General features: G+C 70.1%; 12 protein-coding genes. All 12 read left to right on the top strand.

Going from position 1 to position 14,858, the window contains the following annotated elements; genetic code table 11:
• The first annotated feature begins 5 nt into the window (after window positions 1–5).
• Complete coding sequence (locus ACH4DZ_RS17215; RefSeq protein WP_398287946.1) at window positions 6–1,973, top strand: peptidoglycan D,D-transpeptidase FtsI family protein; 1,968 nt, start codon at window positions 6–8, stop codon at window positions 1,971–1,973.
• A 109-nt stretch (window positions 1,974–2,082) separates the two neighbouring features.
• The gene (locus ACH4DZ_RS17210; RefSeq protein WP_398287945.1) at window positions 2,083–3,759 is read left to right on the top strand and encodes a UDP-N-acetylmuramoyl-L-alanyl-D-glutamate--2,6-diaminopimelate ligase; all 1,677 of its coding nucleotides are present in this window, start codon (window positions 2,083–2,085) and stop codon (window positions 3,757–3,759) included.
• Window positions 3,760–3,763: 4 nt separating this feature from the next.
• On the top strand, window positions 3,764–5,167 hold the full coding sequence (murF, locus tag ACH4DZ_RS17205; RefSeq protein ID WP_398287944.1) for a UDP-N-acetylmuramoyl-tripeptide--D-alanyl-D-alanine ligase: 1,404 nt from the start codon (window positions 3,764–3,766) through the stop codon (window positions 5,165–5,167).
• Window positions 5,167–6,237: a phospho-N-acetylmuramoyl-pentapeptide-transferase gene (gene mraY / locus ACH4DZ_RS17200; RefSeq protein WP_398288307.1), complete on the top strand. Its 1,071-nt coding sequence runs from the start codon at window positions 5,167–5,169 to the stop codon at window positions 6,235–6,237. Before murF ends, mraY begins: the two co-directional genes overlap by 1 nt.
• Window positions 6,219–7,676 carry a UDP-N-acetylmuramoyl-L-alanine--D-glutamate ligase gene (gene murD / locus ACH4DZ_RS17195; RefSeq protein ID WP_398287943.1) on the top strand — a complete coding sequence of 486 codons (1,458 nt, stop codon included), beginning with the start codon at window positions 6,219–6,221 and terminating at the stop codon, window positions 7,674–7,676. The genes mraY and murD overlap by 19 nt, the downstream gene beginning before the upstream one ends.
• A gap of 147 nt (window positions 7,677–7,823) precedes the next feature.
• The gene (gene ftsW, locus ACH4DZ_RS17190; RefSeq protein ID WP_398287942.1) at window positions 7,824–9,182 is read left to right on the top strand and encodes a putative lipid II flippase FtsW; all 1,359 of its coding nucleotides are present in this window, start codon (window positions 7,824–7,826) and stop codon (window positions 9,180–9,182) included.
• Between the two features lie 6 nt (window positions 9,183–9,188).
• The gene (gene murG, locus ACH4DZ_RS17185) at window positions 9,189–10,277 is read left to right on the top strand and encodes an undecaprenyldiphospho-muramoylpentapeptide beta-N-acetylglucosaminyltransferase (protein ID WP_210883459.1); all 1,089 of its coding nucleotides are present in this window, start codon (window positions 9,189–9,191) and stop codon (window positions 10,275–10,277) included.
• A gap of 23 nt (window positions 10,278–10,300) precedes the next feature.
• Window positions 10,301–11,104 carry a cell division protein FtsQ/DivIB gene (locus tag ACH4DZ_RS17180; RefSeq protein ID WP_398287941.1) on the top strand — a complete coding sequence of 268 codons (804 nt, stop codon included), beginning with the start codon at window positions 10,301–10,303 and terminating at the stop codon, window positions 11,102–11,104.
• A gap of 274 nt (window positions 11,105–11,378) precedes the next feature.
• Window positions 11,379–12,575, top strand: a complete 1,197-nt coding sequence (gene ftsZ / locus ACH4DZ_RS17175; protein ID WP_398287940.1) for a cell division protein FtsZ — start codon at window positions 11,379–11,381, stop codon at window positions 12,573–12,575.
• 26 nt (window positions 12,576–12,601) lie between these two features.
• Window positions 12,602–13,309 (top strand): peptidoglycan editing factor PgeF, encoded by a 708-nt coding sequence (pgeF, locus tag ACH4DZ_RS17170; protein WP_398288306.1) that lies wholly within the window; start codon window positions 12,602–12,604, stop codon window positions 13,307–13,309.
• A 6-nt stretch (window positions 13,310–13,315) separates the two neighbouring features.
• Complete coding sequence (locus ACH4DZ_RS17165) at window positions 13,316–14,050, top strand: YggS family pyridoxal phosphate-dependent enzyme (protein WP_398287939.1); 735 nt, start codon at window positions 13,316–13,318, stop codon at window positions 14,048–14,050.
• A 127-nt stretch (window positions 14,051–14,177) separates the two neighbouring features.
• Window positions 14,178–14,819 carry a cell division protein SepF gene (locus ACH4DZ_RS17160; protein WP_189769932.1) on the top strand — a complete coding sequence of 214 codons (642 nt, stop codon included), beginning with the start codon at window positions 14,178–14,180 and terminating at the stop codon, window positions 14,817–14,819.
• Window positions 14,820–14,858 lie beyond the last annotated feature (39 nt).

Genomic DNA, 14,858 nt, shown 5'->3' with positions numbered 1-14,858 from the left:
CGGAAGTGTCCGACAGGGAACCCCCGCGCCGCAGGGTGCCCGCGCCCGCCCGGTCCGCGCAGTCCGCCCGCTCCGCGAAACCCGGCAGCCAGCGCCGCCCCGGGCCGGGCGCCCGTCCCGCACGCCGTCCCGCGCCGCCCCGTACGAAGGCGCCGCGTGTCATCCGGCTGGGCAGCCCCCGCCCGCGGCTGCGCCTGGTCAGCCTCGCCCTGGCCCTCGTACTGATCGCCTTCGTCGTACGGCTCCTCCAGGTGCAGGCGGTCGACGCGAGCGAGTACACCGCCAAGGCCGAGAAGAACCGGTACCTCAGCCGTACCCTGGCCGCCGCGCGCGGCGGGATCACCGACCGCAACGGCGTCGACCTGGCGATCAGCGTGGACGCCAACGACATCACCGCCGACCCCACCCTCTTCACGAAGAAGGCGACGAGGACCGGCGACGCGCCCGAGCAGGCCGCCGCCCTGCTCGGCCCGATCCTCGGCAAGGACACCGACGAGCTCGCCGCCAAGCTCCGGACGGAGAAGACCCGCTACGTAGTGCTCGCCCGCCGCCAGACCCCCCAGGTCTGGACGCAGATCAAGGACCTCAAGAGCACCCTCGCCGAGAAGGCCGGCGAAGGCGGTCCCGCCAACATCCTGGCGGGCGTCCTCCAGGAACCCAGCAGCAAACGGGTCTACCCGAACGGGGACCTCGGCGCCGGGATACTGGGCTGGGTCAACGCCGACGGCAAGGGCGGCGGCGGCATCGAGCAGCAGCTCAACGGTGACCTGTCCGGCAAGGACGGCGAGATCCGCTACGCCCAGTCCGGCGGACGGCAGGTACCGACCGCCGGTTCCACCGAGAAGCCCGCGGTGGCCGGCTCCGAGGTGGAGCTGACGATCGACCGCGACATCCAGTGGGCCGCGCAGCACGCCATCGCCGAGCAGGTCGAGAAGTCCAAGGCGGACCGCGGCTACGTCGTGGTGCAGGACAACAGGACCGGCGAGATCCTCGCGATGGCCAACTCGCCCGGCTTCGACCCGAACGACCTGTCCGAGGCCGACGGGGGAGCCCTGCACAACTGGAGCCTGGAGGACGCCTACGAGCCCGGCTCCACCGCCAAGGTGATGTCGATGGCCGCCGTCCTGGAGGAGGGCGCCGCCACCCCCGGCACGCACGTCACCGTGCCCAACCGGCTGCACCGCGGGGACCGGCTCTTCAAGGACGACATCGACCACCCGACCTGGTACCTCACGCTCAACGGAGTCCTCGCCAAGTCCAGCAACATCGGCACCATTCTGGCGACCGGACAGCTCGGCAAGACCCAGCAGGAGGCCAACCAGGTCCTCCACTCGTACCTGCGCAAGTTCGGCATCGGCGGATACACCGGCCTGGACTTCCCCGGCGAGACGAAGGGCATCCTCGCCCCCGCCGACCAGTGGTCGACCTCCCAGCAGTACACGATTCCTTTCGGCCAGGGCGTGTCCGTCAACGCGATGCAGGCGGCCTCCGTCTACTCGACGATCGCCAACGGCGGCGTCCGCGTGGAACCGACCCTCGTCCGCGGCACGAAGGGAGCCGACGGACAGTTCACCCCGGCCGCCAAGGCCAAGAAGACAAGAGTCGTCAGCGAGAAGACCGCGAAGACCCTGGCACACATGCTGGAGTCCGTCGTGGACGACGAGGAGGGCACCGGAGCCAAGGCGCGTATCCCCGGCTACCGCGTGGCGGGCAAGACCGGCACGGCCAACCGTGTGGATCCGGCCACCGGCCGCTACCGCGGCTACACGTCGTCCTTCGCGGGATTCGCGCCCGCCGACAACCCCCGCGTCACCGTGTACTGCGCCATCCAGAACGCCACCAAGGGCAGCTACTTCGGCGGCCAGATCTGCGGACCCGTCTACAAGCAGGTCCTGGAGTTCGCACTGAAGACCCTCCAGGTACCGCCCACCGGGCAGGCGGCCGACAGACTTCCCGTCACCTTCACGCCCTGACCGACGCCGACCACGCCTTCATCGGCGTCCCCCCGCCACCCCTCGGTACCTCTCGACACCGACCGGAACACCCCGCGCACCGCCCGGAACACCGACCAGGAACAAGCTCGTGACAACGATCACTCCCGATCCCGGCAACGACGGCTCGCCGTCCGTCCCGCCACGCCCCTCGCTTCGCTCCGGCGGGGGTGTGCCCGGTACGCTCACCGCCGTGCCACACGCCGATCAGTCCCAAACCACCCAGAAGGGCGTCCCTGTGACATATCCGGGGCCGCCGCGACCGGTTCAGAACCCCGCCACACCCCTCGCGGAGCTCGCCGGTCAGCTGGGTGCGGACCACCCAGAGAGCGCCGCGGACGCCGTCGGGGTCACGGGCATCACCCATGACTCCCGCGCCGTCCGCCCGGGCGACGTCTACGCCGCGCTGCCCGGCGCCCGGATGCACGGCGCCGACTTCGTGACGCAGGCCGCCGGTCTCGGCGCCGTCGCCGTGCTGACCGACCCGACGGGAGCCGACCGGGCCCGGGCCACCGGCCTGCCGGTCCTCGTCGTGGACGACCCGCGCGGGTCGATGGGCCGGCTGGCCGCCGCCCTCTACGGCCACCCCGGCCGCGACCTGCTGCAGATCGGCATCACCGGCACGTCCGGCAAGACCACCACGGCGTACCTCGTCGAAGGCGGTCTCAAGGGCGTCCGCAGTACCGGACTGATCGGCACCGTGGAGATGCGCATCGGCGAGGAGCGCATCAAGTCGGAGCGCACCACCCCCGAGGCCACCGACCTCCAGGCGCTGTTCGCGGTCATGCGCGAACGCGGCGTCGAGGCGGTCGTCATGGAGGTCTCCAGCCACGCCCTGGTCCTCGGCCGGGTCGACGGCTGCGTCTTCGACATCGCGGTCTTCAACAACCTCAGCCCGGAACACATGGAGTTCCACTCCGGCATGGAGGACTACTTCCAGGCCAAGGCGCGGCTGTTCACGGCGGAGCGCAGCAGGCTCGGTGTGGTCAACCTCGACGACGAATACGGCCGCAGGCTCGTCAAGGAGGCCGGCGTCCCCGTGGTGACGTTCTCCGCGGAAGGGCACCCGGACGCCGACTGGCGTGCCGAGGACGTCCGGGTCGGCCCGATGGACTCGGTCTTCGTCGCGGTCGGGCCCAAGGGCGAACGGATCACCGCCAAGTCGCCGCTCGCGGGCACCTTCAACGTGGCCAACACGCTCGCCGCGATCGTCGCCCTCGCCGCCGCCGGGATCGACCCGCAGACCGCCGCCGACGGCATCGCCGCCGTACCGGGCGTGCCCGGCCGCCTGGAGCGCGTGGACGCCGGACAGCCCTACCTCGCGGTCGTCGACTACGCGCACAAGACGGACGCCGTCGAATCCGTCCTGAAGGCCCTGCGCAAGGTCACCGACGGCAAACTGCACATCGTCCTCGGCTGCGGCGGCGACCGGGACAGGACCAAACGGATGCCGATGGGCGCCGCCGCGGTCCGGCTCTCCGACACCGCCACACTGACCTCGGACAACCCCCGTGGCGAGGACCCCCTCGCCATCCTCGCCACGATGCTCGCGGGCGCCGCAGAGGTGCCGGCGCACGAGCGCGGAGAGGTCCAGGTCTTCGAGGACCGGGCCGCCGCGATCGCCGCGGCCGTCGCCCGCGCACAGCCGGGCGACACCGTGCTGATCGCGGGCAAGGGCCACGAACAGGGCCAGGACATCGCCGGGGTGATCCGTCCCTTCGACGACCGCCAGGTGCTCCGCGCAGCTATCCAGAAGACCCAGGGATGAATTTGTGATCGCCCTCTCTCTCGCCGAGATCGCCTCAGTCGTCGGCGGGCAGACCCACGACATACCGGATACGTCGGTCCAGGTCACCGGACAAGTCGTCAGGGACTCCAGGGAAGTGGAGCCCGGCAGTCTCTTCGTCGCCTTCGTGGGCGAGCGCGTGGACGGCCACGACTTCGCCGCGGACGTCGTGGAGGCGGGCGCCGTGGCCGTCCTGGCCTCCCGGCCCGTCGGAGTGCCCGCGATCGTCGTGGACGACGTCCTGTTGGCGCTGGGCGCCCTCGCACGCCACGTCGTGGCACGGCTCGGCGCGACGCTCGTGGCCCTCACCGGCTCCGCGGGCAAGACCAGCACCAAGGATCTGATCGCCCAGGTGCTGCGCACCAAGGCGCCGACGGTCTTCACACCCGGCTCGCTCAACAACGAGATCGGGCTGCCGCTCACCGCGCTCAGCGCCACGGAGGAAACCCGTTTCCTCGTCCTGGAGATGGGCGCCCGCGGGATCGGCCACATCCGCTACCTCGCGGATCTGACGCCCCCGAGGATCGGCCTCGTCCTCAACGTCGGCACCGCCCACATCGGCGAGTTCGGCGGCCGCGAGCAGATCGCACAGGCCAAGGGCGAACTGGTGGAGGGTCTCCCGGAGGACGGAACCGCCGTCCTCAACGCCGACGACCCCCTCGTACGGGCCATGGCCTCGCGTACGAAAGCACGCGTGCTCCTCTTCGGAGAGTCCGGCGAAGCGGACGTACGGGCCGAGAACGTGCGGCTCACCGGGAACGGACAGCCCTCGTTCAGCCTTCACACACCCACCGGGTGCAGCGAAGTGACCATGCGCCTGTACGGTGAGCACCACGTGTCGAACGCGCTCGCCGCCGCCGCCGTCGCCCATGAGCTGGGCATGTCCGCAGACGAGATCGCCACCGCGCTCTCCGAGGCGGGCTCCCTCTCCCGTTGGCGGATGGAGGTCACCGAGCGCCCGGACGGCGTGACGGTCGTCAACGACGCCTACAACGCGAACCCCGAGTCCATGCGAGCCGCCCTGCGCGCGCTCGCGGCCATGGGCAAGGGGCGGCGGACCTGGGCGGTGCTCGGTCAGATGGCCGAGCTCGGGGACGAGGCGCTCGCCGAGCACGACGCGGTCGGACGGCTCGCCGTCCGGCTCAACGTCAGCAAGCTCGTCGCGGTCGGGGGCAGGGAAGCGTCCTGGCTGCAACTGGGCGCATATAACGAGGGTTCGTGGGGTGAGGAGTCGGTGCACGTGTCCGACGCACAGTCGGCGGTCGACCTGTTGCGCAGTCAGCTGCGCCCGGGAGACGTCGTACTCGTGAAGGCGTCCCGGTCGGTCGGTCTCGAACGGGTCGCGCAGGCGCTCGTCGAGGGCACCGAGGGTGAGGTCGCCGTCCGATGATGAATCAGATCCTGTTCGCGGGAGTCATCGGTCTCTTCCTGACCCTGATCGGCACTCCGCTGCTGATCAAGCTGCTGGCCCGCAAGGGCTACGGCCAGTACATCCGCGACGACGGCCCCCGCGAGCACCACGCCAAGCGCGGTACGCCGACCATGGGTGGCATCGCCTTCATCCTGGCCACGCTGCTGGCGTACTTCCTCAGCAAGGTGATCACGGGGAAGCCGCCGACGTTCTCGGGACTGCTGGTGCTCGGCCTGATGACGGGCATGGGCGTGGTCGGCTTCCTGGACGACTACATCAAGATCGTCAAGCGGCGTTCGCTCGGTCTGCGGGCCAAGGCGAAGATGGCCGGCCAGCTGATCGTCGGCATCGGCTTCGCGGTCCTCGCGCTGCAGTTCGCGGACAACCGCAACAACACCCCGGCCTCCACCAGGCTCTCCTTCGTGCAGGACTTCGGCTGGTCCATCGGCCCGGTGCTGTTCGTGGTCTGGGCGCTGTTCATGATCCTCGCGATGTCGAACGGCGTGAACCTGACGGACGGTCTGGACGGCCTGGCCACCGGCGCCGCGACCATGGTGTTCGGCGCCTACACGTTCATCGGCGTCTGGCAGTTCCAGGAGTCCTGCGCCAACGCGCAGACCCTCACCAACCCGGGCGCCTGCTACGAGGTTCGAGATCCACTGGACCTCGCGGTCGTCGCCGCCGCCCTCATGGGCTCCTGCTTCGGCTTCCTGTGGTGGAACACCTCGCCCGCCAAGATCTTCATGGGGGACACCGGTTCCCTGGCGCTCGGCGGCGCGCTGGCCGGTCTCGCGATCTGCTCCCGCACGGAGATCCTGGTCGCCCTGCTCGGTGGCCTCTTCGTCCTCATCACCATGTCGGTGGTCATCCAGGTCGGCTCCTTCAAACTGACCGGCAAACGCGTCTTCCGCATGGCACCACTCCAGCACCACTTCGAACTGAAGGGGTGGTCCGAAGTCCTTGTGGTGGTCCGCTTCTGGATCATCCAGGGCATGTGCGTCATCGTCGGCCTCGGCCTCTTCTACGCGGGATGGGCAGCCAAGAAGTGACCACCGCTTCCGCCTGGCAGGGCATGAACGTCACCGTCGCCGGTCTCGGCGTGAGCGGCATCAGCGCCGCCCGCGCCCTGGCCGGCCTCGGCGCGTCGGTCACGGTCGTCGACGGCGGCGACTCCCCGGCGCACAGGGAGCGGGCCGTCCCCCTCGAACAGCAGGGCATCGCGGTACGCCTCGCGGACGCCGACACGCTGCCCGAGGGCACCGACCTGGTGGTCACCTCTCCCGGCTGGAAGCCGGGCAGCCCCCTCTTCCTGGCCGCCGCGGAGGCGGGCGTGGACGTCGTGGGCGACGTCGAGATCGCCTGGCGCCTGCGCGGCCACGACGGCCGCAGGGCCGCCCCCTGGCTGGCCGTCACCGGCACCAACGGCAAGACCACCACGACCCGGATGCTCGCCTCGATCCTGGCCGCCGCGGGCCTGCGTACGGCCGCGGTGGGCAACATCGGCACGCCGATCGTCGACGTGGTGCTGGGCGACGACGACGCGTACGCCGATCTCGACGTGCTCGCCGTGGAACTGTCCAGCTATCAGCTGCACTGGGCGCCCTCCCTGCGCGCCCACTCCGCGGCCGTCCTGAACCTCGCCCCCGACCACCTCGACTGGCACGGCTCCATGGAGGCGTACGCCGCCGACAAGGGCCGCGTCTACGAGGGCAATCAGGTGGCCTGCGTCTACAACGTGGCCGACAAGGCCACCGAGGACCTGGTGCGCGCGGCGGACGTCGAGGAGGGCTGCCGGGCCGTCGGCTTCACGCTCGGCACCCCCGGACCCTCCCAACTCGGCGTCGTCGACGGCATCCTGGTCGACCGCGCCTTCGTCGAGGACCGGCACAAGCAGGCCCAGGAACTCGCGGAGATCGCGGACGTCGACCCGCCCGCCCCGCACAACATCGCCAACGCCCTCGCGGCGGCGGCCCTGGCCCGCGCCTTCGGAGTGCCCCCCAAGGCCGTCAGGGACGGCCTGAGGGCCTTCCGCCCCGACGCCCACCGCATCGAGCACGTGGCCGATGTGGACGGCGTCGCCTACGTGGACGACTCCAAGGCCACCAACACGCATGCCGCGGAAGCCTCGTTGGCCGCGTACGAGCCGATCGTGTGGATCGCGGGCGGCCTCGCCAAGGGCGCGACCTTCGACGAACTCGTCGTCCGGTCGGCGAAGCGGCTGCGGGGCGTCGTGCTCTTCGGCGCGGACCGGGCCCTCATCCGTGAAGCCCTCGCGCGACACGCGCCCGAGGTACCGGTGGTCGACCTCGACCGGACCGACACTGGTGCGATGCCCGCGGCGGTCCAGGAGGCGGCACGACTCGCCCGCGCCGGCGACACGGTGCTCCTGGCACCGGCCTGCGCTTCCATGGACATGTTCGCCAACTACAACCAGCGCGGTGACATGTTCGCGGAAGCTGTCCGCGAACTCGGCGCCGCGGGCGCCTGACGGCAGGCCCCCGGGCCGGCCCGGGCGCCCGGGATCCTTGGGAGCGACACGTGACGCCATCGTGGTCGGTCGACCGACAGCCCTCTGCCGGTGGCACGGCGCTGTGCCGCTCCGCCCGCCGTCCCGCGCCCCCGAGGGGAGCCCGTCGTGCCCACTAGCCGTACAGGGCGTCCTCCCGTCCAGCGGGCCCCCCGGCGGCCCCCCACCCCCCGGCCCCCGCGCGACAACCCCGTAGGCCGTCTGTACGGCCGCGCACGCCGTGCCTGGGACCGACCGCTGACGGCGTACTACCTGATCCTCGGCGGCAGCCTGCTGATCACCGTGCTGGGTCTGGTGATGGTGTACTCCGCCTCCCAGATCACCGCGCTCCAGCTCTCGCTGCCGGGAAGCTACTTCTTCCGCAAGCAGTTCCTCGCGGCCGTGCTCGGCGGCCTGCTGCTGCTGGCCGCCTCCCGGATGCCCTCCAAGCTGCACCGGGCGCTCGCGTACCCGATGCTCCTGGGCTCGGTCTTCCTGATGATCCTCGTCCAGGTGCCGGGGATAGGGGTCGCGGTCAACGGCAACCAGAACTGGATCTCCGTCGGCGGACCCTTCCAGCTCCAGCCCAGCGAGTTCGGCAAGCTCGCCCTCGTCCTGTGGGGGGCCGACCTGCTCGCCCGCAAACAGGACAAGCGGCTGCTGGCCCAGTGGAAGCACATGCTGGTGCCGCTCGTGCCGGTGGCCTTCATGCTGCTCGGGCTGATCATGCTCGGCGGCGACATGGGCACGGCGATCATCCTCACCGCGATCCTCTTCGGCCTGCTGTGGCTCGCGGGGGCGCCGACCCGGCTCTTCGGCGGCGTCCTCGCCATCGCGCTGACCCTCGGTTTCATCCTGATCAGGACCAGCCCCAACCGGATGGCCCGTCTCGGCTGCCTCGGCGCCACCGAACCCGGCCCCGGCGACTCCTGCTGGCAGGCCGTGCACGGGATCTACGCCCTCGCCTCCGGGGGGCTCTTCGGGTCCGGCCTCGGGGCGAGTGTGGAGAAATGGGGTCAACTCCCCGAGGCCCACACCGACTTCATCTTCGCCATCACAGGTGAGGAACTCGGTCTGGCGGGCACTCTGTCGGTACTCGCGCTCTTCGCGGCCCTAGGCTATGCGGGTATCCGCGTGGCCGGACGCACGGAGGACCCCTTCGTGAGGTACGCCGCGGGTGGCGTGACCACCTGGATCACGGCTCAGGCCGTGATCAACATCGGTGCGGTGCTCGGTCTGCTGCCGATCGCCGGAGTCCCGCTCCCGCTGTTCTCCTACGGGGGTTCCGCCCTGTTGCCGACCATGTTCGCCATCGGACTCCTGATCGCCTTCGCGCGTGAGGATCCCGCTGCGCGGACGGCGCTCGCGATGCGGCAACCCCGCTTTGGCAGAAAGCGGGCTGCGGTGAGAGGCTCCGCTGTCCGGGGGCCTCGGAAGTGGAACACGATGCGACGGCGTGCCTCGGCGCGTTCGTCCGGAGAGCGGTGAATTTCGGTGCATGTCGTACTCGCCGGCGGGGGGACCGCCGGCCACATCGAGCCCGCGCTCGCCCTCGCGGACGCCCTGCGCAGGCAGGACCCGACCGTGGGAATCACGGCCCTGGGCACGGAGCGCGGACTTGAGACCCGACTCGTACCAGAACGGGGCTACGAACTCGGGCTGATCCCCGCGGTACCGCTGCCGCGCAAGCCCACCCCCGAGCTGATCACCGTCCCCGGACGGCTGCGCGGCACGATCAAGGCGGCCGAGCAGATCCTGGAACGCACCAAGGCGGACGCGGTCGTCGGCTTCGGCGGCTACGTCGCCCTGCCCGGCTATCTCGCGGCCAAGCGCCTCGGTGTCCCGATCATCGTCCACGAGGCCAACGCCCGGCCGGGACTCGCCAACAAGATCGGTTCCCGGTACGCGGCCCAGGTCGCCGTCTCCACCCCGGACAGCAAGCTGCGGGGCGCCCGCTACATCGGCATCCCGCTGCGCCGCTCCATCGCCACGCTGGACCGGGCCGCCGTGCGCCCCGAGGCCCGCGCCGCGTTCGGGCTCGACCCCTCCCTACCGACGCTGCTGGTCTCCGGCGGCTCGCAGGGCGCCCGCCGCCTCAACCAGGTGATCGAGCAGACCGCTCCGTACCTGCAGCAGGCCGGTATCCAGATCCTGCACGCGGTCGGCCCGAAGAACGAACTGCCGCAGGTCCACCAGATGCCGGGGATGCCCCCGTACATCCCGGTACCGTACGTGGACCGGATGGACCTCGCGTACGCCGCGGCCGACATGATGCTCTGCCGCGCGGGTGCGATGACCGTCGCCGAACTCTCCGCCGTCGGGCTTCCCGCCGTCTACGTCCCGCTGCCCATCGGCAACGGCGAACAGCGGCTGAACGCCCAGCCGGTGGTCAAGGCCGGCGGCGGACTGCTGGTCGACGACGCGGAACTGACGCCGCATTGGATCCAGGGCAACGTCCTGCCCGTGCTCGCCGATCCGCACCGGCTGTTCGAGATGTCCCGCGCGGCCTCCGAGTTCGGCCGCAGGGACGCCGACGACCTGCTCGTCGGGATGGTGTACGAGGCGATCGCGTCACGCCGCTAGCGCGTGGCAGAAGGCAGGGGAGCGTGGCCGGACCGACCACCGCCGAACGCGGCGAACGGCAAGACCGGCAGGATCCGGCCTCCGGCCCGCCCCGGCAGCCCCTTCTCAAGAGGCTGAAGAGGCTGCCGAAGCCTCGTACGCTCATTGTTGTGATGATCTGTCTGGCCCTGCTCGCCGCGGGCGGGGCCTGGATCCTCTACGGCTCGCAGTGGACGCGCGTGGAGCGGGTATCGGCCACCGGGACGCGCGTCCTGACGGCCGGACAGGTCGCCGAGGCGGCCGACGTTCCGGTCGGATCGCCGTTGATTTCAGTCGACACCGATGTGATCGAGGCAAGACTGCTCCGGAAATTGCCCCGAATCGACTCGGTTGACGTCGTCCGTTCGTGGCCCCATGGAATCGGGCTGAAAGTAACCGAGCGTAGGCCGGTCCTGATTGTCGAAAAGGGCGGAAAGTTTGTCGAAGTGGACGCCAAGGGTGTGCGATATGCCACGGTTTCGCGTGCCCCACAGGGCGTACCCGCACTGGAATTGACGGCGTCCCACTCGGCGGGCCTGCGCCGTTTCGGCACCGGCCGGCTGGTGCGCGAGGCGGTGCTCGTGGCCGGTTCCCTTCCGGCCGCGGTCGCCCGCGCCACCCAGGTCGTCAAGGTCCGTTCGTACGACTCCATCACGCTGGAGTTGAGCGGCGACCGCACCGTCGACTGGGGCAGTGGTGAGAAGGGCCGCGCGAAGGCGCATACGCTCATCGCTCTCATGAAAGCCGCTCCCGGGGCGGGACACTTCGACGTAAGTGTTCCCACCGCCCCTGCGTCATCAGGGAGTTGACGCACATCTGCGCAGGCCAGCACCCTGGTTGGGCAGCGACATGGCTGATCACATAGGGTGAAAAGAAAAACGGGAGGTTCGGCGTGTTCGTTGAACGTGCGCCACTTGTCGACTTAGTGTCCTGTTCGGAAGAGTCCAGGGAACAGGCACACTGGTAACCCTAAACTTCAGCGTTAGGGTTCGGGTCGGCGTTCGGACCGTCCCATTCGGCATCAGTCGTCGGATCGCGACCGTGCGAGGCGACGACACGTAATCGAGGCGAGAGGCCTTCGACGTGGCAGCACCGCAGAACTACCTCGCAGTCATCAAAGTCATCGGTGTCGGCGGCGGTGGTGTCAATGCCATCAACCGGATGATCGAGGTCGGTCTCAAGGGTGTCGAGTTCATCGCCATCAACACGGACGCCCAGGCTCTGTTGATGAGCGACGCCGACGTCAAGCTCGACGTCGGCCGCGAACTCACCCGCGGACTCGGCGCCGGAGCCAACCCGGCCGTCGGCCGCAAGGCCGCGGAGGATCACCGCGAGGAGATCGAGGAGGTCCTCAAGGGGGCCGACATGGTCTTCGTGACAGCCGGCGAGGGTGGTGGCACCGGCACCGGCGGCGCGCCGGTGGTGGCCAACATCGCCCGCTCGCTCGGCGCACTCACCATCGGCGTGGTCACCCGCCCCTTCACCTTCGAGGGCAGGCGCCGCGCCAACCAGGCCGAGGACGGCATCGCGGAACTCCGCGAAGAGGTCGACACCCTCATCGTCATCCCGAACGACCGGCTGCTGTCCATCTCGGACCGCCAGGTCTCCGTCCTCGACGCGTTCAAGTCGGCGGACCAGGTCCTGCTCTCCGGTGTTCAGGGCATCACCGACCTCATCACCACACCCGGTCTGATCAACCTCGACTTCGCCGACGTCAAGTCCGTGATGTCCGAGGCCGGTTCGGCCCTCATGGGTATCGGCTCGGCCCGCGGCGACGACCGCGCGGTGGCGGCTGCCGAGATGGCGATCTCCTCGCCGCTCCTGGAGGCCTCCATCGACGGTGCCCGGGGCGTACTGCTCTCGATCTCCGGCGGCTCCGACCTCGGTCTGTTCGAGATCAACGAGGCCGCCCAGCTGGTGAGCGAGGCCGCGCACCCCGAGGCCAACATCATCTTCGGCGCGGTCATCGACGACGCGCTCGGCGACGAGGTGCGGGTCACCGTCATCGCGGCCGGCTTCGACGGCGGGCAGCCCCCGTCCAAGCGGGACACCGTGCTCGGCTCGTCCTCCGCCAAGCGCGACGAGCCCGCCCCGGCGCGGGCGGGCGACAGCCGCCCGTCCTTCGGCTCGCTCGGCAGCGTCACCCCCAAGGAGGCGCCGGAGCCCGCTCCGGAGCCGGCGAGCAACGAACTGCCGCCCGTCTCCCCGCCGGTCCCGTCGTCGCGGACCTACTCCGACAGCGCGGCGGAGGAGCTGGACGTGCCGGACTTCCTCAAGTGATAGGACGGCGCTCCTCGGTGAGCACCGTGAGCGGCGCGCACTTCGCCTTCACCGACCGGTGGGGCGGGGTGAGCGCCGTTCCGTACGAAGAGCTCAATCTCGGCGGGGCGGTCGGCGACGACTCCGGGTCCGTACGGACCAACCGTGAACTGGCGGCCAAGTCGCTCGGTCTCGACCCGGTGCGGGTCGTCTGGATGAACCAGGTCCACGGACCCGACGTGGCCGTGGTCGACGAGCCCTGGGGCGAGCGCCCGGTGCCGGAGGTCGACGCGGTCGTCACCGCCCGCCGGGGGCTCGCCCTCGCCGTGCTCACCGCGGACTGCACCCCCGTGCTGCTCGCGGACCCCGTAGCGGGGGTCGTGGCCGCCGTCCACGCGGGACGGCCGGGCATGGTCGCCGGGGTCGTACCCGCCGCGGTCGAGGCCATGGTGGGGCTCGGCGCCGAACCGGCCCGGATCGTCGCCCGTACCGGCCCCGCCGTCTGCGGCCGGTGCTACGAGGTGCCGGACGCGATGCGGGCCGAGGTCACGGCCGTCGAGCCCGCGGCGTACGCCGAGACCACGTGGGGCACGCCGGCGGTCGACGTGACCGCGGGGGTGCACGCGCAGCTGGAGCGGCTCGGAGTGCGCGACCGGGAGCCGTCGCCGGTCTGCACGATCGAGTCGGACGACCATTTCTCGTACCGTCGGGACGGCATCACCGGCCGGCTCGCGGGCTATGTGTGGCTGGACTGATCGGGTATGACGAACCGCAGGACCGAACTCGCCGGGAATCTGGCGGACGTGGAGGAGCGTATCGCCGCCGCCTGTGCGGCGGCCGGACGCAAGCGTGAAGAGGTGACCCTGATCGTGGTCACCAAGACCTACCCCGCCGAGGATGTGCGGATCCTGTCGGAACTCGGTGTGCGGCACGTCGCCGAGAACCGTGACCAGGACGCGGCGCCCAAGGCCGCTGCCTGTTCCGATCTGCCCCTGTCCTGGCACTTCGTGGGCCAGTTGCAGACCAACAAAGTGCGTTCCGTGGTCGGTTACGCCGATGTCGTGCAGTCGGTCGACCGGGCCAGGCTCGTCACCGCCCTGTCCAAGGAGGCGGTGCGGACGGAACGCGAGGTGGGCTGCCTCATCCAGGTCGCGCTCGACGCGGAGCAGTCCGCGGCGGGGAAGGCCGGAATGGGGGAGCGCGGTGGTGTATCGGTCGAAGGCGTCGGGGAGTTGGGCGAACTCGTCGCCCGGGCCCCGGGGCTCAGGCTCGACGGACTGATGACCGTCGCCCCGCTCACCGGCCCGTACGCGGGGCGCGAACAGGCGGCGTTCGAGCGCCTGATGGATTTGTCGACTGACCTGCGCCGCGTCCATCCTGCTGCGAACATGGTCTCCGCAGGGATGAGTGCGGACCTCGAACACGCGGTGACGGCCGGAGCGACACATGTACGCGTCGGCACCGCGGTACTCGGCGTCCGCCCCAGGCTCGGGTAACGTCGCCAAGAAGTCGGACCACAGCAGAAAATATGGTCATTACCGCCGCTGGCGGGCAGACGACCTCGTGGATCGCGGGCGCTTGGCAACAGTCAGCCGATCCACCACAGAGCGGAGGACTCAGAGCATGGCCGGCGCGATGCGCAAGATGGCGGTCTACCTCGGCCTCGTGGAGGACGATGGGTACGACGGCAGGGGCTTCGACCCCGATGACGACTTCGAGCCCGAGCTTGATCCTGAGCCCGAGCGGGACCGCCGACGGCACGAGCCGTCGCATCAGTCGCACCAGCCACATCAGTCCCAAAGGGACGAACCGGTACGAGTGGTGCATCCACCGGTGCAGCGCGAGCCCGTGCCCCATTCCGCTTCGCTGGGCGCGGAATCCGGTCGCCCGGCCCGTATCGCCCCCGTGGCGTCCATCACACAAGAACGTCAAAGCCTGGAGAAGAACGCACCGGTGATCATGCCCAAGGTCGTGTCGGAACGAGAGCCGTACAGGATCACCACGCTGCACCCCCGGACCTACAACGAGGCCCGTACCATCGGGGAACACTTCCGTGAGGGCACCCCGGTGATCATGAATCTGACCGAGATGGATGACACGGACGCCAAGCGACTTGTCGACTTTGCTGCCGGTTTGGTGTTCGGTCTCCACGGGAGCATCGAGCGGGTGACGCAGAAGGTGTTCCTGTTGTCGCCTGCTAACGTCGATGTCACGGCGGAGGACAAGGCTCGCATCGCAGAGGGCGGGTTCTTCAACCAGAGCTGAGACGCAGGACCGGAGCAGCAGGGAAACAGGGGAGAGGGA

It is taken from the genome of Streptomyces sp. NPDC017991 (assembly GCF_044328075.1).
Taxonomy (GTDB): Bacteria; Actinomycetota; Actinomycetes; order Streptomycetales; family Streptomycetaceae; genus Streptomyces.
The sequence above is the reverse complement of the archived record's forward strand: the minus strand, read 5'-3'. Positions and strand labels throughout refer to the sequence as shown.

Bases quoted from the DNA above. Each gene is read 5' to 3' on its own strand.
- mraY (WP_398288307.1), top strand. From the start codon at position 5,167: ATGAATCAGATCCTGTTCGCGGGAGTCATCGGTCTCTTCCTGACCCTG.
- murD (WP_398287943.1), top strand. From the start codon at position 6,219: ATGGGCAGCCAAGAAGTGACCACCGCTTCCGCCTGGCAGGGCATGAAC.
- ACH4DZ_RS17165 (WP_398287939.1), top strand. From the start codon at position 13,316: ATGACGAACCGCAGGACCGAACTCGCCGGGAATCTGGCGGACGTGGAG.
- ACH4DZ_RS17160 (WP_189769932.1), top strand. From the start codon at position 14,178: ATGGCCGGCGCGATGCGCAAGATGGCGGTCTACCTCGGCCTCGTGGAG.